The sequence below is a fragment of the Stenotrophomonas sp. Steno-Z1 genome (assembly GCF_056393175.1).
In genome coordinates this window covers 916,410-934,844 of sequence record NZ_JBWJPB010000001.1, presented here as the reverse complement: position 1 = coordinate 934,844, position 18,435 = coordinate 916,410, and the positions used below count along the sequence as shown (strand labels likewise).

Genomic DNA, 18,435 nt, shown 5'->3' with positions numbered 1-18,435 from the left:
AAAACCGGCGCAAACGGCCGGCAAAACCGTTCAGGCCCGCGCGAACTCGATCGCCAGCACGTCAGCAATCCGACCGGTGCGGTTCATCGCCATCAGCAGGCGGTCCACGCCCACCGCCACCCCGGCACAGGCCGGCAGCGAGGGCAGCGCGGCGAGCAGGTGCTCGTCCAGCGGCGGCAGCACGTCGCCACGACGACGGCGGGTGGCGTGGTCGCGTTCGAAGCGCGCACGTTGTTCAGCTGCATCGTTCAGCTCGTGGTAGCCGTTGGCCAGCTCCACCGCTCCCAGGTACAGCTCGAATCGTTCAGCCAACGGCGGCGTGCCCGGTCGCACCCGCGCCAGCGCTGCCTGGCTGGCCGGCCAGTCGTGCACCACCGTCATGCAGTCGTCATCGAAATGCGGTTGGATGCAGTGGGTCATCAGAAGGTCCAGCCAGTCATCGCGGGTCAGCCCGTCCGCATCGATGCGCACGTCGGCCAGCGGGGCCTGCAGCTGCGCCAGGCTGGCCTCGAACGGATCCACGCCGGCGTGCTGTCGGTACAGGCTGCGGTAGTCGATGACGTGCACGCGCGCGGTGCGCTGCACCAGGCCGAGCGCGGCATGCACCAGCGCGACGGTCTCCTCGATGAGCCGGTGGTGGTCCCAACCCACGCGGTACCACTCCAGCATGGTGAACTCGGGATTGTGGCGGCCGCCGGCTTCGCCGTTGCGGAACACCCGGCCCAGCTCGTAGCAGTCGCCCACGCCCGCGGCCAGCAGGCGCTTGAGCGGGTACTCGGGCGAGGTGCGCAGCCAACGCTGCGCGGTGCCGGCGTCCACGTGGCCGCTGAAGCGGGTCTGGAAGCTGTCGATGTTCGGCTCGGTGTTGCCGGCCGCCGACAGGATCGGGGTTTCCACTTCCAGCACGTCGCGCTCGGCGAAGAAGCCACGGATCAGCGCATTGAGCGCGGCACGCTGGCGCAGGGCCGCGATCATGCGCGCGCGTCCTTCAGCCGCTCGGCCAGCGGCAGGGTCAGCAGGTCGCGGGTATCGTCGACGTAGCCGGTGGCCAGGTAGAGCCGCCGCGCCAGCTCGTTGTGATGGTTCACTTCCAGCCGCATGCGCGCCACGCCGCGCGCGTTGGCGCGCTGTTCGAGGATCGCCAGCGCCTGCTTGCCGCGGCCGCGGCCGCGCGCGTCATGCTGCAGATACAGCTCGTCGAGCAGCGCGAAATGACCGCCCTGCTCCAGGCTGAAGCCCATCGCCAACGCGGCATAGCCGACCACGTGGCCATCTTCGGCCAACCACAACAGCACTTCGCCATTGCGCGGCTCTTCCAGCAACGCGGCGAGCGCGCGGCGCACCCGATCGTTGTCGAAGTCGAGCTTGTCTTCGGCATAGAACGCGCGCATCAGGCCGATCAGCAGCTCGGTATCGGCGACGGTGGCAACGCGGAAATCCAACGGGACGGTGTGCATGCGGGCCTCTCAGTGCTGCGCCAGGAAGGCGACCAGACGATCTTCGTCCCAGACCTCGATGCCGAGCTCGCCGGCCTTGGCCAGCTTGGAGCCCGCCTCGGTGCCGGCGACCACGAACGCAGTTTTCTTCGACACGCTCCCGGAGACCTTCGCGCCCAGTGCTTCCAGCCGCGCCTTGGCTTCATCGCGGGTCATCTGCGCCAGGGTGCCGGTGAGCACCACGGTCTGGCCATCAAGCGGGCCGGCCACCTGCTCGACCTGTTCCGGTGCGCGTGCCAGCAACTGCTGGCGGCACTGTTCGGCCTTGAGCAGCATCGGCCCGTGGCCGTCGCTGTCCAGCCAATTGGCCAGGCCCAGGGCGACCTCGTTGGGCAACCCGGCGGCCACGAACCGCACTGCCTCGGCATCCAGCACGGCGGCGGCATCGGGCAGCATGGCCACCAGCTTTTCGGCGCGCAGGCGGGTGATCCCGGGAATTTCGGATTCAACCAGCACCTGCGCGAAATCCAGGCCCTCGCGCAGCTTGGCCGACGGCGCATGGGTATCGGTGATGCGCACCTGGCCGACCTGCAGCAAGGCATTGATCGCGTCCTGGTTGCCGGCCTGCTCGAAGAAGTGGCCCAGCGAGCGCGCCACTTCACCGCCGATGTCGGGCACGCGCTTGAACAGCGGCCACGGCAGTTGCCGGATCAGCTCCAGGTCGCCGAACCAGGTCGCCAGCGCCTTGGCGGTGCTCTCGCCCACGTGCTCGATGCCGAGCGCGAACAGCAGCCGCTCCAGGGTGGTGTCGCGGCTGGCGTCGATCGCCGCGATCAGGTTGTCGGCCCATCGGGTCGCGATCTTCTTCGTGTTCCAGGTGAACGCGGCCGGCATCGCCAGCGCCTGCGCGCGCCAGCGGTCGTCAGTGCCGTCCAGTTGGAGGATGCGGCGCAGGTACTCGCCACTGCCTTCCGGCGGCAGGTGCAGGCCGATCTGCGCGGCCAGCGCCTCCGGCGATTCGGCGTCGAGCACCAGCTTGAGCTGCAGCAGCTGGTCGCGCGTGAGCCGGTACAGGTCGGCCACGCCACGCACGATGCCGGCGTCGACCAGCGTTTCGATGTACTTGCCGCCGAGGCCGTCGATATCCATCGCGCGACGTGAGGCGAAGTGGGCGATGGCCTCCTTGCGCTGCGCCGGGCAGCTCAGCTCGCCCGAGCAGCGCCACGCGGCCGCGTCCTCTTCGCGCACGATCTCCGAGCCGCACACCGGGCACTGGCTGGGCATGCGCCACGGCGTGGCGCCATCCGGGCGACGGTCGGCGATGACGCTGACCACTTCGGGGATCACATCGCCGGCGCGGCGCACGATGACCGTATCGCCCACGCGCACGTCGAGGCGTGCGATCTGATCGGCATTGTGCAGGGTGGCGTTGGAGACGATCACCCCGGCCACCGCGACCGGGGCCAGCCGCGCCACCGGGGTGGCGGCGCCGGTGCGGCCGATCTGGATCTCGATGGCTTCCACCGTGGTGGTCTGCTCCTGGGCCGGGAACTTGTGCGCGATCGCCCAACGCGGTGCGCGCGAGACGAAGCCCATCTGCTCCTGGCCGGCGCGGTCGTCCAGCTTGTAGACCACGCCATCGATATCGAAGGCCAGGCCATCGCGGCGCTCGCCGATATCGCGGTAGTAGGCCAACAGGCCGTCGCTGCCCTCCACCACCTTGCACAGGTCGCTGACCGGGAAGCCCCACGCGCGCAGCTGCGCCAGCGTGGCCGAGTGCGTGGCCGGCAGCTCGCCGCCCTGCACCTGTCCGGTGCCGTAGGCGTAGAAGCTCAGTTTGCGCCTGGCGCTCATCTTCGGGTCGAGCTGGCGCAGCGAGCCGGCGGCGGCGTTGCGCGGGTTGGCCAGCACCTTGCCTTCATGCAGTCGAGCCTGCGCGTTGTAGGCCTCGAAATCGGCGCGCGCCATGTACACCTCGCCGCGCACCTCCAGCACCTGCGGCCACCCCTCACCGGCAAGCGACTGGGGAATCACCTCGATCTGGCGCAGGTTGGCGCTGACGTCCTCGCCGGTCGCACCGTCGCCGCGGGTAGCGCCCTGCACGAAGCGGCCGTTCTCGTAGCGCAGGCTGATCGCCAGGCCATCGAGCTTGGGTTCGGCGGAAAAATACAGCGCATCGCGGCGCAGGCGCTCGCCGATGCGGCGCACGAAATCCTGCACTTCCTCGTCGCTGAAGGCGTTGCCCAGCGACAACATCGGCACCGCGTGGCGCACTTCGGCAAACCGCGACGATGCCTTGCCGCCCACGCGCTGGGTGGGCGAATCGGCCTGGACCAGATCGGGATGGGCTGCTTCCAGCGCCTCCAGCTCGCGGACCAGCCGATCGTAGTCGGCATCCGGAATCAGCTGCTCGTCGCGCTCGTGGTAGGCCTTGCCGGCTTCGTCGATCTGGCGGCGCAGCACCTCGGCACGTTCAGCGGGGCTGGGGCTCATGCGGGAAGCATCCTGACGGGGCAGTAGATTTTATGGCCTGTCGGCTGCGCCAGCCACCCCGCAGTTCGGCGCCCGGACTATTGCCGTTACCCGACCACGGCGCTAGCGTGCGCGGAGTCCCTCACTGCAGGTGTCCCGTGACCGTGACCGCCCCCTCCCGCCGCTCGTTCCTGCAACTGGCCGGCACCGGCCTGGCCCTGGCCGGGCTGGGTGTGCCTGGCGCGGCGGCAGCCGCACCGCGCACCGCGGCAGACGCCCCGGTCCTGCTCAACTTCAACGAATGCCCGTACGGCCCGGCCCCGGCCGCGCAGGTGGCCGCACGCGACATCGTGGCCGGCAGCGGCCGCTACCTGTTCGGGCTGGCCGGTGAACTGCGCGATCTGTTCGCCCAGCAGGAGGGCCTGGGCACGGCGCAGGTGCGGCTATACCCAGGCTCCAGCGAACCGCTGAACCGCGCGGCGATCCTGTGGACCTCGTCCAGCGCCGGGCTGGTGGTGGCCGACCCGACCTTCGAGGCACTCGGCGACCTCGCTGCCGCACGTGGCGCCACGGTGGCGAAAATCGCGCTGCGCGCAGACGGCGCGCACGACGTGCGTGCGATGGCCGCTGCCGCGGCACGGATCAATGCTGGCCTGCTGTACCTGTGCAATCCCAACAACCCGACCGGCTCGATCACCCCGGCGGCGGACATCGCCTGGTTGCTCGCCAACAAGCCGGCGCAGACCCGCGTGCTGGTCGACGAAGCCTACCTGCAGTACAGCGACCAGCGCTCGGTGATCGGCCAGGTGATGCAGCGCGAGGATCTGATCGTGCTGCGCACGTTTTCCAAGCTGTACGGCATGGCCGGGCTGCGCCTGGGCGTGGCCGCCGCCCACCCGGACCGCCTGCGCGAGCTGGCCAGCCTGGGCGACAACCCGTTGACGGTGACGGCCCTGGCCGCCGGGTTGGCGAGCCTGCGCGAACCCACGCTGGTCGCGCAGCGCAAGGCCGAGAACACCCGCGTACGCCAGGCCACCGTCGGCTGGCTGGGCGCGCGCGGCTTCAGCTGCGTGCCGTCCGAAGCGAATTGTTTCGTGGTCGATGTAAAGCGCGACGGCACCGCGTTCATTGCTGCGATGGCAGAGCGCGGCGTAGTGATCGGCCGCAGCTGGCCGATCTGGCCGCAGCGGGTGCGGGTGACGGTGGGTACCGAAGCGGAGATGGCCCGGTTCCGCGACGCGTTCGCGGCGGTGGTGAGCGCCTCGCCCTGACGGTCCACGCAGCCGAGCATGGCTCGGCTCTACCCCGCCCACGGCGACACCCCCTCCTACGGTAGAGCCGAGCCATGCTCGGCTGATCGCCCGCCGCGACGCCCCATCATCGGTAGAGCCGAGCCATGCTCGGCTGATCGCCCGCCGCGACGCCTCTTCATCGGTAGAGCCGAGCCATGCCCGGCTGATCGCCCGCCGCGACGCCCCTTCATCGGTAGAGCCGAGCCATGCTCGGCTGATCGGCCGCCGCGACGCCCCATCATCGGTAGAGCCGAGCCATGCTCGGCTGATCGGCCGCCGCGACGCCCCATCATCGGTAGAGCCGAGCCATGCTCGGCTGATCGCCCGCCGCGACGCCTCTTCATCGGTAGAGCCGAGCCATGCCCGGCTGATCGCCCGCCGCGACGCCCCTTCATCGGTAGAGCCGAGCCATGCTCGGCTGATCGGCCGCCGCGACGCCCCATCATCGGTAGAGCCGAGCCATGCTCGGCTGATCGGCCGCCGCGACGCCCCTTCATCGGTAGAGCCGAGCCATGCTCGGCTGATCGCGAGACGACATCGCACAGATTCCCGACAGCAGATCAGGCACCAGGCCGATCAACGCGTGGCTGCCACACGGGCAACGTGTGGCGATGACCAGCCCTCGACTGCAGATTGGACGTCACTCCGAAATCGCCCAGGTCTATGTGGTCACCACCGTGACGCTGGGGAGAGCGCATCTTCTCGCAGTACCCGCAAACGCCGCGGTCATCATCGATGCCCTGCGATTTGTCGAAGGCACGAAACGCACGTGTTCACTGGCATGGGTGGTGATGCCCGACCCTGTGCACTGGATGTTCCAGTTACGCAGCGGGACGCTTGCCGCCTGCATGCAGATGTTCAAGTCCCGCAGCGGCCGGCTGCTGAACCAGACGCTCGGACGCGGGGCGTCGCTGTGGCAGCCAGGGTACTTCGACCACGCGGTGCGGGGCGATGAATCGCTCCGCCGGCATGCGGTCTACATCGCCGCCAATCCCCTTAGGGCGGGACTGGCCGACAGACTGGGGGAATACCCCCATGCATGGTGCCGTTGGCCATTGCAGGAATGAGCTCGACCATCAGCCGAGCATGGCTCGGCTCTACCGTCTGCCGCTACGCCCTTTGCCGGGTAGAGCCGAGCCACGCTCAGCTACACCAGCGTCCGTCGCTGCACGCCGCCACCCTTCCCCCAAGGTAGAGCCGAGCCATGCTCGGCTGCACCACACCCGATCGCCTTACCAGCGCGGGGCTTTGGTCAGCGGCGGGGCCTGGTGCTGGCGATCATAGGCGCGCAGTTCGTCACGGATGTGCGCGACACGCTGGCGGCCGAGCGTAGCGCGGCTGTCATCCAGCACCACGCCGTCGAGCAGTTCGCCCATGCGCTGCACGGTGGGCAGCATTTTCTCCCACGCATCCAGCGCGGTGAGCGGCGCCGGCAAGGTCAGGAAAAACGCGATGGCCGGGGTTTCCATCTCGCGGATGTTGGCCATGTCGAAGCTGCCCGGCTTCATGATGCTGGCCATCGAGAAGATCGGACCGCGCTCAGGGTGGCCTTCGACCAGGCGGTGGAACACGTTCATGTGGCCAAACACCAGGCCGGTCTTCTCCGCAGCCACCACGATGTCCTCGCCGCGCAACTGCTCGCCGGCGCGGGCGGCCACGAACAGCGACACGATCTTGTCGAAATCCTGGTTGGCGCGCTTGCCCAGGTCGCTGGCGGCGGCGCCGTCGACATCGGACAGGCCCAGCTCGGCCTGGGTCACCCCGTCGTCGCCGGGGACGCCATCACGGCCGGCCTCGGCGCTGTCGCCTTCGCCCAGGCTCGGCTCACGACGCGCGCCGGCGCCGGTATCGGCCGCGTCGACGCGGCGACCCTGCGATTTCTTCTTCGGGCGGCCAAACAGGAAGATCGCGGCGATCAACAGCAGGCCGGCGGCCAGGATGCCGATGCGGAGCAGTGCCATGTCGGACATTCGGTGGGGGTCTCCGGCTAAATACGTTCAGGTAAGCATGGCACGTCAGGCGGCGCCCGCCAATCGTGCCGCCTCTTCCAGGTCCACGCTGACCAGTCGGCTGACGCCCGGCTCGCGCATGGTGACGCCCGAGAGCTGGTGCGCGGCTTCCATCGTGGCCTTGTTGTGGCTCACGAACAGGAACTGCACCTTCTCGCTCATCTCCTTGACCATGTTGGCGAGGCGGCCGACGTTGGCTTCGTCCAGCGGCGCGTCCACCTCGTCCAGCAGGCAGAACGGCGCGGGGTTGAGCTGGAAGATCGCAAACACCAGCGCCACCGCCGTCATCGCCTTCTCGCCACCGGACAGCAGCGAGATGCTCGACACGCGCTTGCCCGGCGGCCGCGCCATGATGGCGACACCGGTGTCGAGAAGGTCTTCACCGGTGAGTTCAAGGTAGGCATGGCCACCGCCGAACAGGCGTGGGTACAGCTGCTGCACGCCGGCGTTGACACGGTCGAAGGTGTCCTTGAAGCGGCCCCGGGTCTCGCGGTCGATCTTGCGGATCGCGTCTTCCAGGGTTTCCAGCGCGGTGGTCAGGTCGGTGTTCTGCGCGTCCAGGTACTCCGAGCGCTGCGAGGCTTCGCCGTACTCCTGGATGGCGGCCAGGTTGACCGGCTCCAGGCGACGCATGCGCCCGTCGATCTGGTGCACCGTCTGTTCCCAATCGGACACCCGCGCCTCTTCGGGCAGCGTATTGATCACGTCCTGCAGCACGAACCCGGCCTTCTCCACCGACGCCGACAGCTGCTCGGCGCTCAGCACCAGCGCCTGCTGGTCGAGTTTGCGCTGGGAAATCCGCTCGCGCTGGGCCAGGGCCTGCTCGTCGCGCTTGTGTCGGGTCTGTTCGAAATTGCGCAGTTCCGCATCGATGCCGTCCAGCAGCGTCCGCGCCTCGCCCAGCACGCGGTCGGCACGGACGCGTTCGCTCAGCGCGTTCTGGTGCTCGGCCTGCAGGCTCTGCACCGGCGAGTCGCCCTGGTCCAGCTGCGAATGCAGCTCGCCCAGGCGGGTGTCGAGCTGGCCACGCTGGGTGCTCATGCGCTCCAGCGCCTGGCTCAGCGAGGCGATCTGGGTGCGCTGCGATTCCAGGGTGAGGGCCAGCGAGTGCGCGCTCTCGCGCACGTTGCGGGCCTGGTCGCGCGCCTGGTCGCGGGCATCGGTGAGTTGGCGGCGCTCGCCTTCCAGCGCGGCGCGCACCGCCTCCAGGTCGCCCATGCTGGTAACCGCATCGTCGAGGCGTGCGCGTGCTTCGCGCACCTGCTCGCGGCCGGTATCGAGGGTTTCCAGCAACTGCACCAGCTCGCCTTCGATGCGGTCGATGCGGGTCCGGGCGGCCTCGACCTTGCCCTGCTGGCTCTGCAGCTGGCCACCGAGTTCGGAGACGCTGCGATGGGCCTGGTAGAGCTGGCGCTGCGCGTCCTCGCGATGCTGCTCGCCGGCCAGCAACTGTTCGCGGAAGGCGGAGAGCTGTTGTTCCAGCGCGGCTTCGCGCTCCTGCAGGGTATCGATCTGCGCGCGCAGGGTGACGATCTCGCGCTCGCGCAGCAGCGCGCCCTGCTTGGCCGCGCCGGAGCGCGACACGCGCACCCAGCCTTCGCCCAGGCGTTCGCCGCCGCGGGTGATGACCGAATCGCCTTCGGCCAGCGTGGGTTGCAGCGCACGCGCCGCATCCAGGTCGTCCGCCGCGTGCAGGCGCGCGAGCAGGCGACGGATCGCGGTCGGCCCCTGCACCTTGGCCGCCAGCGAGGTGGGCGCGACATTGAGCGCCTCCTGGCTGTCGGACACCAGCGCGATGCGGCCGTCACCGAGCTCGGCCAGTTCGCCGACCAGTTGCTCGGGAGCGGCCACCAGCACGCCTTCGATGAGCTGGCCGAGCGCGCTTTCCACCGCGTTTTCCCAACCGCTTTCGACGGTGAGGCGCTCGCCCACGCGCGCGCCGGAATCCAGCCCGCGCGATTTCAGCCACGCCACGGCGGCGCCCTGCTCCTGGCCGAGGGCGGCCTGCTGCAGGGTTTCCAGTGACGACAGGCGGCCGCGCGCGGCCTGGGCCTGCTTGCGGATCTCGGCCAGTTCGGTCTGGCCCGTTCGCTGGCGGTCCTGCAGTGCGGCCACGGCCTGCTTGCGTTGCTCGACCAGTTCGGTGAGCCCGTCCAGCGACTCCTTCTGGGCTTCATGCTGCAGGTGCAGTTCCTCGAACACCTCGGCCAACGCGTCCAGGTCCAGGCCGGTGCGTTCGGCGCTGAGCGCTTCACGGCGGCGGTCGGCCTCCAGCACCTGGCGATCGAGGTAGTCCACGCGGGTGCGCTCGACTTCGCCGGCGCGCGAGGCCTCGGAGGTGCTGCGGGTGTGGGCTTCCCAACGCTGCTGCCAGTCGGCGAGGCGGGCTTCGGCATCGCGCAGGGCTTCCTGCTTGATCTCGTTTTCTTCCTGCAGTTGTTCCAGTCGCGGCTCGGCCTCGTCCACCGACTCGCGCAATACGGCCAGCTTGGCTTCGTCGCCGCTGATGTGCTGGCCAAGTTCGGCCAGGGCCTGCTGTGCTTCGTCGCGCGCCTTGTTCAGGCGCTGCGCCATTTCGTGCTGGTGCTGGATCTGCTGCTCGAGGCGGGCCAGCGTGCTGCCCACCTGGTAGACCTCGGCCTGTGCGGTGCTGAGCGCATCGGCGGCTTCCTCGCGGCGCACGCGGCTGGTTTCGATACGCGCTTCGGCGTCACGTTGTTCGGCGATGAACTGCTGCAGGCGGGTTTCTTCCTGCGAGAGCGCTTCGCGCAGGCCACTGAGGCGGCCATCGAGGCCGCGATATTCCAGCGCCTTCCACTCGGCATCCTTGACCCGGCGCTCTTCCTGCAACGCCTGGTACTGCTCGGCCTGGCGGGCCTGGCGCTTGAGGTGTTCGAGCTGCTTGCCGATTTCCTCGCGGAGGTCGCCGAGGCGGTCGAGGTTTTCGCGGGTATGCCGGATGCGGGTTTCGGTTTCCTTGCGGCGCTCCTTGTACTTGGAGATGCCGGCGGCCTCTTCCAGGTAGACGCGCAGGTCTTCGGGGCGGGCTTCGATGATCTGGCTGATCATGCCCTGTTCGATGATGGAGTAACTGCGCGGCCCCAGGCCGGTGCCGAGGAACAGGTCGGTGATGTCGCGACGCCGGCACTTGGTGCCGTTGAGATAATAGTTGCTGCTGCCGTCGCGGCTGACCTGGCGCTTGACCGAGATTTCGTTGAACGAGGCGTACTCGCCGGAAATGGTGTGGTCGGTATTGTCGAAAATAAGTTCGACGGTCGCCTGGGAGACCGGCTTGCGCGCGGAGGAGCCGGAGAAAATGACGTCGGTGAGCGAATCGCCACGCAGGCGGCTGGCCGAGCTTTCGCCCATGACCCAGCGCACGGCGTCGATGATGTTGGACTTGCCACAGCCATTGGGCCCCACCACGCCGGTCATGTTGGTCGGCAGGTGGAGCGTGGTCGGATCGACGAAGGACTTGAAGCCGGACAGCTTGATCGTGGACAGACGCATGGCGGGGTTGGTTTCCGGGGCGAGGGCCTGAAGCGACCCCCGCCAGGGTGGATGTCGGGGCGATTCCCACCTTCAAGCCATTGATGTTGCTGGGTTTCAATGGCCCCAAGGGCGACGCGATAGCCTGAGTATAACGGGGCAGCTGTTTGCTGGGGGTTGGGGGTTTTTGAATGCTTGAAGGCGTCAAGGCGCGGAGCCAGCGCCAGAGCCAGAGCACGGCTTCTCACCTGCGCCGCACGCGGGGCGGTGCGGGAGGGGGCGCGGGACACGCCGTAAACCCCGCTCCGCGGTCCGGCAAAGCGAGAGGGTGCGGGAGAGCGTAGCGCCACGCCATGCGTGGCTGCCTTTGCCGCTCCTATTTACCCGCTCGCCTCCTCAACATCCATTTCTCACTACCCCGCCAGTGACGTCGGCACCGCCGTAGCCCCACCCCAACCGCCCACACCGATATCCCCTGCAGAGGGTGGCGGGTAGCCTTGGCCGGGACCGTTGTGCGCCATGGGTCCGGCGCATGCGCCGGACGGGTTGGGCCGGACGCCCAACCCCGGTCTTGCCGCTTGTGCAGGATTGCACGAGCGCGCAAGGCGCACATCGAGCCCCCATGGACGGGTTTACGGCGTGTCCCGGCCAAGGCTACCCGCCACCCTCCCCCGGAAAGCCAAGGCGCCAGCGCGTGCCGTAGCCTTGGCTTTGGCCGTCCGCTTCTAAAAAAACCCCACCCCATAAACAAAAACGGGCACCCTCGCGGGCACCCGTTTCAGCGATTCCAGCCTTTCGGCAGGGATCAGGCCTTTTCGGCTTCCACCACCACCTTGACGGTGGTTTCGACGTCGGCGTGCAGGTGAACAGTCACCTCGTACTCGCCCACGTTGCGGAAGGCGCCTTCGCCCAGGATCACTTCGCTCTTTTCCAGCGGCAGGCCGGCAGCGGTGAAGGCTTCGGCGATATCGCGCGGGCCAACCGAACCGTACAGCTTGCCTTCGGTCGACGCATTGGCGGCGATCGTGACGCTCTTGCCTTCCAGCTTCGCCTTGCGGGCTTCGGCGTCAGCGTGGATCGACTGGGCCTTGGCTTCGTATTCGGCGCGCTTGGCTTCGAATTCGGCAACGTTGGTGCTGGTGGCCGGAACGGCCTTGCCGGTCGGGACGAGGAAGTTGCGGCCGTAGCCCGGCTTCACGTCGACCAGATCGCCCAGACCGCCGAGGTTGGTGACCTTCTGAAGAAGAATCAGCTTCATGGTGTAACTCCAAATATGTATTCGTTAGCGAGGCAGGGCCCCGCAGCGGATGGCTGTCCGAATATCCGAACGGTAGACCGTGAAACCGCCCGACGCTCTGCAGCGCGGGCGGCCAGGTCCACGAAAGCGGCGACCGAAGCCGCCGGCTTTCATCACACGTCGTGGTTGTCGGTGTACGGGATCAGGGCCAGGAAACGGGCGCGCTTGACGGCCGTTGCCAGCTGGCGCTGGTACTTCGACTTGGTACCGGTGACGCGGCTCGGCACGATCTTGCCGTTCTCGGTCAGGTACTGGCGCAGGGTGTTGAGATCCTTGTAATCGATCTCCTTGACACCTTCGGCCGTGAACTTGCAGAACTTGCGGCGACGGAAGAACTTGGACATGTCAGTGCTCCTTAAGCGGCCGAAGCGGCGTCTTCGCCGGCATCGGTGTCAGCGGCGGGGGTGGTTTCACCTTCTTCGTCATCACGACGACGACGCTCGCCACGCTCGGGCTTGTCACCCTTCTCGTCCTTGCTCTTCATGATCAGCGACTGCTCGGTGTCGGCTTCGTCACGCTTGATGACGAGGTTGCGCAGCACGGCGTCGTTGAAGCGGAAGCTTTCCACCAGCTCGCTCAGCACGGCCTGGTCGCACTCGATGTTGAGCATGACGTAGTGGGCCTTCACCAGGTTCTGGATCGGGTAGGCCAGCTGACGACGGCCCCAGTCTTCCAGACGGTGGATGGTGCCGCTGCCGTTCTCGACCAGCGCCTTGTAGCGCTCGATCATGGCCGGGACCTGTTCGCTCTGGTCCGGATGGACCAGGAACACGACTTCGTAATGACGACTCATGTGTTTTTACCTTTCGGATGTGGCCCTTTGGGGGCCGGACAGCCCCCCGCAGGTGAACGCGGTGGGGCAAGGGTCCTGCCCGGAATCAGGCAGGAAGCCGCAAATTATGGCACAGATGCGCTGTCACGGAAACCACAGCAGCGTTCACGGGCGCAGGCCGAAGATCGCGCGCCGCCGAGAATACGCATTACCGAATGTTTTCAGCAACTTACCCTAACTTATATCGACATGCAGTCGATGCTGGCCGCACTGCAGGCACTGAAAAAGGCAGCCCGCCATCGCCCCATCGCGACTGAGGTGTTTCAGCACCCCGTCGGGATCGCGAGGGCTCACCTCGCGGATGTCAGGCAGGACCTGGTCCAGGTACGGCGCCAGATCGTCAGCCCCTGCATACCCAAGGAAGGCGCACGGGCGGTCGCAATGAGTCAACCAGACCGCCTGCTGCCACGCAGGGTAGCTCGGCGTCCGATCGCATAGTTCCAACAGCAGCTCGCGGGGAATCGCGGGCGGCGGATCGGCCGGATCGGGGGACACCCCTTCGATATCGGCCCAGCCGATGAACTCACCCGAGAATCGGGCGGCGGCCGAGCCATCGGCGATGCACCAGGGGCACAGGTAGCCTGGCGTCTCCCCGGCACAGTAGAACGAGCCCCGGTATCGCACCGAACGGCGCTGCGTGCAGCAGTCGCAGACACCCTCGACCTCCTCGAACGATATCGAGTAGGCATTGGGCTGATACCGGAACACGGGCCGTTCGGTCATGGCAGGCGGACGCTGCGGCCAACCTGCCGCGCCAAGGCCGGGCGCACCCCTGCCCGGCTCAGGCCTTGTCGGCCTCGGTGGTGAAGCTCTCGCCGCAGCCGCATTCAGCGGTCGCGTTCGGGTTCCTGAACGTGAAGGTCTCGCTCAGCCCGTGCTTGCCGAAGTCGATCTCGGTGCCGTCGACCAGCGCCAGGCTGGTGGCATCCACGTAGATGCGGACCCCATCCTGCTCGAAGACGGTGTCGCCATCGCGCTCATCGCGGGCCAGGTCGGTGATGTGGCCCCAGCCGGAACAGCCGGTGCGGGTCACGCCGAAACGCAGGCCCAGCGCGCCGGGGGTCTGCTCGACGAACTTCTGCACACGGGCAAAGGCAACAGGGGTAAGGCTTACGGCCATGACAGGCAACTCCAGCGGATCGTGATCATTATAGAGGGTATGGCGCGGCCCGGCTTCGACGGCCGTCGCTGCGGTTCACATGGCGCGCAGCCCCGGAGAGCGCGCGAAAAATGCCTCGCAAGCCGAACACCGCACCCGTTAAACTCCGTGTTCAGAGATCGAGTCGATCAACAGAGGATTCAAGTCATGACGGTGGTCAGCGTTGAACATGCGCTTGCCGGGAAGATCCCGGAAGGCGGCGAGGCAACAGTACGCGGGTGGGTTCGTACGGTACGCGGCTCTGCGGCGCTGGCCTTCGTCAATGTCACCGATGGCTCCTGCTTCGCCCCCATCCAGGTGGTGGCCAATGACACCCTGCCCAATTTCGACGACATCAAGAGCCTGACCCCGGGCTGCTCGGTGATCGCCCGCGGCACGCTGGTGAAGTCCCAGGGCAAGGGCCAGTCGTTCGAAATCCAGGCCCACGACATCGAGATCGTCGGCCTGGTCGACGACCCGCTGACCTACCCGATCCAGCCCAAGCCGATGAGCGCCGAGTTCCTGCGCGAAGTGGCGCACCTGCGCCCGCGCACCAACCTGTTCGGCGCGGTCACCCGCATCCGCAACTGCCTGTCCCAGGCGGTACACCGGTTCTTCCACCAGAACGGGTTCAACTGGATCAGCACCCCGATCATCACCACCTCCGATGCCGAAGGCGCCGGCCAGATGTTCCGGGTCTCGACCCTGGACATGGCCAACCTGCCGCGCAACGACAAGGGCGAGGTCGATTTCAGCCGTGACTTCTTCGGCAAGGAAACCTTCCTGACCGTGTCCGGCCAGCTCAACGTGGAGGCCTACTGCCTGGCGCTGAGCAAGGTCTACACGTTCGGCCCGACCTTCCGCGCCGAGAACTCCAACACCACCCGCCACCTGGCGGAATTCTGGATGATCGAGCCGGAAATCGCCTTCGCCGACCTGGCCGAAGACGCGCGCCTGGCCGAGCAGTTCCTGAAGTACCTGTTCCGCGCGGTGCTCGACGAGCGCGGCGACGACCTGGCCTTCCTGGCCGAGCGCGTGGACAAGAACGCGATCACCAAGCTGGAAGCGTTCATCAATGCCCCGTTCGAGCAGATCGACTACTCGGAGGCGGTCAAGCTGCTGCAGAAGGCCGACAAGAAGTTCGACTTCCCGGTCGAATGGGGCCTGGACCTGCAGACCGAACACGAGCGCTGGCTGACCGAGGAGCACATCGGCCGCCCGGTGGTGGTGACCAACTACCCCGAGCACATCAAGGCGTTCTACATGCGCCTGAACGACGACGGCAAGACCGTCGCGGCGATGGACGTGCTGGCACCGGGCATCGGCGAGATCATCGGCGGCAGCCAGCGCGAAGAGCGCCTGGACGTGCTGGACGCGCGCATGGCGCAGTTCGGCCTGGACCCGGCGCATTACGGCTGGTACCGCGATTTCCGCCGCTACGGGTCGGTCCCGCACGCTGGTTTCGGCCTGGGCTTTGAGCGCCTGGTGGTGTACGTGTGCGGGCTGGGCAATATCCGCGACGCGATCCCCTACCCGCGCGCACCGGGTACCGCCGAGTTCTGATCCACGCGCGCTGGTCCATCCAAGGAGGCCCTGACCCATGACCCTGTTCTTCGCGCTGTGTTTCGTCGGCGTGGCGATCGCCGGGTTCAGTGCCTTCGTGATCTTCTGGCCGCTGACCCTGATCCACATCCGCGACCGCCACCCGCCGCTGGCCGAACGCTTCGGCAGCGGCGCGTTCCTGCGCCCGGACGCGCTGCGCTGGCTGCTCGGCCGTGACTACCGGCAGACCCCCGACCGGGCGCTGTCCGGGCTGGCGACACCGGCCTGGGTGTCGCTGCTGACCCTGCTGGCCGGACTGGGCATGGCTGCCCTGCTCTGGCTGCTTTCGATGGTATTGATATGAACGACACCCCCACCCACCGCGACGAGTGGTTCCTGGCCAGCCTGGGCAACACGCTGATCTGGGCCCGTCTGCGCGTGCGCCCCGCCGGCACCGCCGAGGTGCTGGACAGCGACGGCAACACGCTGAGCTACGACAGCGAAGACACCGCGCGTTCGCAACTGTTCGACGCCGAGTTCGTCGCCTACGACGGCCTGGACGAAGAAGACGCCCTGATCCGCGGCTTCTCGCTGCATGAAGTGCAGCCGCCGCAGGCCGACAGCGACGATGCCCTGCACGGCCGCATGATCCAGAGCCTGGGCGCCCGCGCGTAACCGACGATGTTCATCCCGTCCGCCTTCGTCGAGACCGACCTGATCTGGCTGGACCGGCTGCTGGCGCGCGATGCGTTCGTCACCCTGGTCACCACCGGCGCCGACGGACTGCCGCAGGCCACGCGGATGCCGGTGCTGTACCGGCGCGACGCCGATGGCATCCTGATCGAAGGCCACTGGGCCAAGCCCAACCCGCAGGCAGGCCATGCCGGCCCCGCGTTGATGCTCGTGCACGGCCCGCATGCGTATGTCTCCCCCGGCTGGTATCCGGACAACGCCGTCAGGAACGGCGTTGGACAGCCGAAGGCTGGCCCGCAGGGTGAGCGCCAGGGACGGGGTGAACACAAGGCCGCACAGGCGCGTGTGCCGACCTGGAATTACGCCGCCGCGGAACTGCGCGGCGTACTGGAGCCGGTCACCGATGATGAGGCACTGATCGCGATGCTGGACGGCCTGAGCGCGCACTACGAAGCGCAGGTCGGCGGCGACTGGGACCTGCTGCCGATCGAGCCGCGCCAACAGCGCATGCTCGGCGGCATTGTCGGTTTCCGTTTCCGCCCGGCGCAGGTGCAGATCAAACTCAAACTCAGCCAGAACCATCCCGAGGCCAACCAGTCCAGCGTGATCGACGCGCTGTCGGCACTGGACGCCCCGGCGTCACGCGAGCTGGCGCAGTGGATGCGCTGGCGCCGCGAGGGCGGCACCGCCGCCGACTGACCTCCCCCCTCCTGCGACGACGCGGCCGGCCTGGCCGCGCCTTGCCCCCACCCGACGTCAGGGACCCCGCACGATGAAAGACATCCACAAGCTGCTGCAGAACAACCGCGAATGGGCGGACCGGATCGAAAAAGAAGACCCGGAGTTTTTCCACCAGCTGGCCAAGCAGCAGCACCCGGAATACCTGTGGATCGGCTGCTCGGATTCCCGCGTGCCGGCCAACCAGATCATCGGCATGGCGCCGGGCGAAGTGTTCGTGCATCGCAACGTGGCCAACGTGGTCGTGCATACCGATCTGAACTGCCTGAGCGTGATCCAGTACGCGGTGGACCAGTTGAAGGTGAAGCACATCCTGATCGTGGGCCACTACGGCTGCGGCGGCGTGCACGCCACCCTGCACAACACGCGCGTGGGCCTGGCCGACAACTGGCTGCGTCACGTGGGCGACGTGGCACAGAAGCACGCGTCGATCATGGATGCGATCGACGACCCGGAGCTGAAGCACGCGCGGCTGTGCGAACTGAACGTGATCGAGCAGGTGGTCAATGCCTGCCGATCGACGATCGTGCAGGACGCCTGGGCGCGCGGCCAGAAGCTGATGGTGCACGGCTGGGTGTACAGCCTGAAGGACGGGCGGGTGCGCGAGATGGGCATCGACGTCGGTGCGCCGGAAGACCTGCAGCCGGCCTATGAGCGGGCGCTGGCGCACGTTCCGCGTCGCGGCAAGCGCGACTGACCTCCCCCACTACGGACCTTGCGCCATGCTCCCGATGCCGATCAATCTGCTGGGCTGGATCGAAGAACACCGGCACCTGCTCAAGCCGCCGGTCGGCAACAAGATGATCGAGGACGGCGACTTCATCGTGATGGTGGTGGGCGGCCCGAACAGCCGCACCGACTTCCATTACGACGAGGGCCCCGAGTGGTTCTATCAGCTTGAAGGCGAGATGACGCTGAAGGTGCAGGAGGATGGCGCAGTGCGCGACATTCCGATCCGTGCCGGCGAGATTTTCCTGCTGCCGGGCAAGGTGCCGCACTCGCCGCGCCGCCCGGCTGGCGGCGTGGGCCTGGTGGTGGAGCGCAAGCGGCTGGCGCACGAGCGCGATGGGCTGCTGTGGTACTGCGAGCGCTGCAACCACAAGCTGTATGAAGAATACTTCGCGCTGGAGAACATCGAGACCGACCTGCCGAAGGTCTTCGCGCGCTACCAGTCGTCGCTGGATCTGCGGACGTGTGATGCGTGCGGGCACGTGGACCCGTTGCCGGGCAGTGCGGTGGCGGTTGAGGGGTGAGGACTCGCACGCGGATGGATGCATGTGCGCGTTTTGTGGGCTGGCAGATGCGGGGGAGAAGGGGCCGGTAGGGTCGATCCTCTATCGAGTGCCGATACCTCTTCTTCAGGCGATGGCAGCATGACCTCTGAATGAAGAGCAGCCGAGCATGGCTCGGCTCTACCAAGCTTTTTCCGCGTTTTCCCCGCGTTTTTTCCGCGTTTGCCGCGTTCCCCGGCGTTCCGGCGTTCCGGCGTTCCGATCG

The 18,435-nt window shown here is 67.5% G+C and carries 18 protein-coding genes; 8 read left to right on the top strand and 10 right to left on the bottom strand.

Annotated features, from left to right (window positions below):
* Positions 1–30: 30 nt before the first annotated feature.
* From epmA to ligA, 3 genes are read right to left on the bottom strand one after another with little or no spacing between them, the layout of a single operon-like run.
* On the bottom strand, positions 31–975 hold the full coding sequence (gene epmA / locus AC06FD_RS04020; protein WP_449335342.1) for an EF-P lysine aminoacylase EpmA: 945 nt from the start codon (positions 973–975) through the stop codon (positions 31–33).
* On the bottom strand, positions 972–1,457 hold the full coding sequence (locus AC06FD_RS04015) for a GNAT family N-acetyltransferase (RefSeq protein ID WP_259203186.1): 486 nt from the start codon (positions 1,455–1,457) through the stop codon (positions 972–974). Before AC06FD_RS04015 ends, epmA begins: the two co-directional genes overlap by 4 nt.
* 9 nt (positions 1,458–1,466) lie before the next feature.
* A complete protein-coding gene (ligA, locus tag AC06FD_RS04010; RefSeq protein ID WP_478077018.1) occupies positions 1,467–3,929 on the bottom strand; it encodes an NAD-dependent DNA ligase LigA in 2,463 nt (820 codons plus the stop codon).
* 143 nt (positions 3,930–4,072) lie between these two features.
* On the opposite strand from ligA, the gene AC06FD_RS04005 reads away from it, so the two are divergent.
* Both AC06FD_RS04005 and AC06FD_RS04000 read left to right on the top strand, forming a co-directional pair.
* On the top strand, positions 4,073–5,179 hold the full coding sequence (locus AC06FD_RS04005; protein WP_478077017.1) for a pyridoxal phosphate-dependent aminotransferase: 1,107 nt from the start codon (positions 4,073–4,075) through the stop codon (positions 5,177–5,179).
* 632 nt (positions 5,180–5,811) lie between these two features.
* Positions 5,812–6,267, top strand: coding sequence for an REP-associated tyrosine transposase (locus tag AC06FD_RS04000; RefSeq protein WP_478077016.1), 456 nt, complete (start codon positions 5,812–5,814; stop codon positions 6,265–6,267).
* 165 nt (positions 6,268–6,432) lie between these two features.
* On the opposite strand, the gene zipA is transcribed toward AC06FD_RS04000, so the two are convergent.
* The 7 genes from zipA to AC06FD_RS03965 all read right to left on the bottom strand — a co-directional run bounded on the left by zipA (position 6,433) and on the right by AC06FD_RS03965 (position 13,947).
* Entirely contained in the window at positions 6,433–7,170 is a 738-nt protein-coding gene (gene zipA / locus AC06FD_RS03995; RefSeq protein WP_449335346.1) for a cell division protein ZipA, read from the bottom strand.
* A 45-nt stretch (positions 7,171–7,215) separates the two neighbouring features.
* Positions 7,216–10,719, bottom strand: a complete 3,504-nt coding sequence (gene smc / locus AC06FD_RS03990) for a chromosome segregation protein SMC (RefSeq protein ID WP_394162675.1) — start codon at positions 10,717–10,719, stop codon at positions 7,216–7,218.
* A gap of 784 nt (positions 10,720–11,503) precedes the next feature.
* Positions 11,504–11,956 carry a 50S ribosomal protein L9 gene (gene rplI, locus AC06FD_RS03985; protein WP_259203194.1) on the bottom strand — a complete coding sequence of 151 codons (453 nt, stop codon included), beginning with the start codon at positions 11,954–11,956 and terminating at the stop codon, positions 11,504–11,506.
* A gap of 152 nt (positions 11,957–12,108) precedes the next feature.
* Positions 12,109–12,339, bottom strand: a complete 231-nt coding sequence (rpsR, locus tag AC06FD_RS03980) for a 30S ribosomal protein S18 (RefSeq protein WP_002804494.1) — start codon at positions 12,337–12,339, stop codon at positions 12,109–12,111.
* Between the two features lie 11 nt (positions 12,340–12,350).
* Positions 12,351–12,788, bottom strand: coding sequence for a 30S ribosomal protein S6 (gene rpsF, locus AC06FD_RS03975; protein WP_259203201.1), 438 nt, complete (start codon positions 12,786–12,788; stop codon positions 12,351–12,353).
* Between the two features lie 213 nt (positions 12,789–13,001).
* Positions 13,002–13,550 carry a CbrC family protein gene (locus tag AC06FD_RS03970; RefSeq protein ID WP_478077014.1) on the bottom strand — a complete coding sequence of 183 codons (549 nt, stop codon included), beginning with the start codon at positions 13,548–13,550 and terminating at the stop codon, positions 13,002–13,004.
* Between the two features lie 58 nt (positions 13,551–13,608).
* The gene (locus AC06FD_RS03965; protein WP_394162670.1) at positions 13,609–13,947 is read right to left on the bottom strand and encodes a HesB/IscA family protein; all 339 of its coding nucleotides are present in this window, start codon (positions 13,945–13,947) and stop codon (positions 13,609–13,611) included.
* Between the two features lie 186 nt (positions 13,948–14,133).
* Between AC06FD_RS03965 and asnS the strand changes: the two genes are divergently transcribed.
* The 6 genes from asnS (at position 14,134) to AC06FD_RS03935 (ending at position 18,191) form a co-directional block, all read left to right on the top strand.
* Positions 14,134–15,528, top strand: coding sequence for an asparagine--tRNA ligase (gene asnS / locus AC06FD_RS03960; RefSeq protein ID WP_259203206.1), 1,395 nt, complete (start codon positions 14,134–14,136; stop codon positions 15,526–15,528).
* Positions 15,529–15,565: 37 nt separating this feature from the next.
* A complete protein-coding gene (locus AC06FD_RS03955; RefSeq protein ID WP_259203208.1) occupies positions 15,566–15,871 on the top strand; it encodes a hypothetical protein in 306 nt (101 codons plus the stop codon).
* The gene (locus tag AC06FD_RS03950; RefSeq protein WP_259203211.1) at positions 15,868–16,182 is read left to right on the top strand and encodes a hypothetical protein; all 315 of its coding nucleotides are present in this window, start codon (positions 15,868–15,870) and stop codon (positions 16,180–16,182) included. The genes AC06FD_RS03955 and AC06FD_RS03950 overlap by 4 nt, the downstream gene beginning before the upstream one ends.
* Positions 16,183–16,188: 6 nt before the next feature.
* Positions 16,189–16,899, top strand: coding sequence for an FMN-binding negative transcriptional regulator (locus AC06FD_RS03945; protein WP_478077013.1), 711 nt, complete (start codon positions 16,189–16,191; stop codon positions 16,897–16,899).
* Between the two features lie 73 nt (positions 16,900–16,972).
* Complete coding sequence (can, locus tag AC06FD_RS03940; RefSeq protein ID WP_259203213.1) at positions 16,973–17,635, top strand: carbonate dehydratase; 663 nt, start codon at positions 16,973–16,975, stop codon at positions 17,633–17,635.
* A gap of 25 nt (positions 17,636–17,660) precedes the next feature.
* The gene (locus AC06FD_RS03935) at positions 17,661–18,191 is read left to right on the top strand and encodes a 3-hydroxyanthranilate 3,4-dioxygenase (protein WP_259203215.1); all 531 of its coding nucleotides are present in this window, start codon (positions 17,661–17,663) and stop codon (positions 18,189–18,191) included.
* Positions 18,192–18,435: the final 244 nt, after the last annotated feature.

Bases quoted from the DNA above. Each gene is read 5' to 3' on its own strand.
- AC06FD_RS03955 (WP_259203208.1), top strand. From the start codon at position 15,566: ATGACCCTGTTCTTCGCGCTGTGTTTCGTCGGCGTGGCGATCGCCGGG.
- AC06FD_RS03950 (WP_259203211.1), top strand. From the start codon at position 15,868: ATGAACGACACCCCCACCCACCGCGACGAGTGGTTCCTGGCCAGCCTG.
- AC06FD_RS04015 (WP_259203186.1), bottom strand. From the start codon at position 1,457: ATGCACACCGTCCCGTTGGATTTCCGCGTTGCCACCGTCGCCGATACC.
- AC06FD_RS03965 (WP_394162670.1), bottom strand. From the start codon at position 13,947: ATGGCCGTAAGCCTTACCCCTGTTGCCTTTGCCCGTGTGCAGAAGTTC.
- AC06FD_RS03935 (WP_259203215.1), top strand. From the start codon at position 17,661: ATGCTCCCGATGCCGATCAATCTGCTGGGCTGGATCGAAGAACACCGG.
- can (WP_259203213.1), top strand. From the start codon at position 16,973: ATGAAAGACATCCACAAGCTGCTGCAGAACAACCGCGAATGGGCGGAC.
- rpsF (WP_259203201.1), bottom strand. From the start codon at position 12,788: ATGAGTCGTCATTACGAAGTCGTGTTCCTGGTCCATCCGGACCAGAGC.
- rpsR (WP_002804494.1), bottom strand. From the start codon at position 12,339: ATGTCCAAGTTCTTCCGTCGCCGCAAGTTCTGCAAGTTCACGGCCGAA.
- rplI (WP_259203194.1), bottom strand. From the start codon at position 11,956: ATGAAGCTGATTCTTCTTCAGAAGGTCACCAACCTCGGCGGTCTGGGC.
- AC06FD_RS03970 (WP_478077014.1), bottom strand. From the start codon at position 13,550: ATGACCGAACGGCCCGTGTTCCGGTATCAGCCCAATGCCTACTCGATA.
- smc (WP_394162675.1), bottom strand. From the start codon at position 10,719: ATGCGTCTGTCCACGATCAAGCTGTCCGGCTTCAAGTCCTTCGTCGAT.
- AC06FD_RS04000 (WP_478077016.1), top strand. From the start codon at position 5,812: ATGACCAGCCCTCGACTGCAGATTGGACGTCACTCCGAAATCGCCCAG.
- asnS (WP_259203206.1), top strand. From the start codon at position 14,134: ATGACGGTGGTCAGCGTTGAACATGCGCTTGCCGGGAAGATCCCGGAA.
- ligA (WP_478077018.1), bottom strand. From the start codon at position 3,929: ATGAGCCCCAGCCCCGCTGAACGTGCCGAGGTGCTGCGCCGCCAGATC.
- AC06FD_RS03945 (WP_478077013.1), top strand. From the start codon at position 16,189: ATGTTCATCCCGTCCGCCTTCGTCGAGACCGACCTGATCTGGCTGGAC.
- epmA (WP_449335342.1), bottom strand. From the start codon at position 975: ATGATCGCGGCCCTGCGCCAGCGTGCCGCGCTCAATGCGCTGATCCGT.
- zipA (WP_449335346.1), bottom strand. From the start codon at position 7,170: ATGTCCGACATGGCACTGCTCCGCATCGGCATCCTGGCCGCCGGCCTG.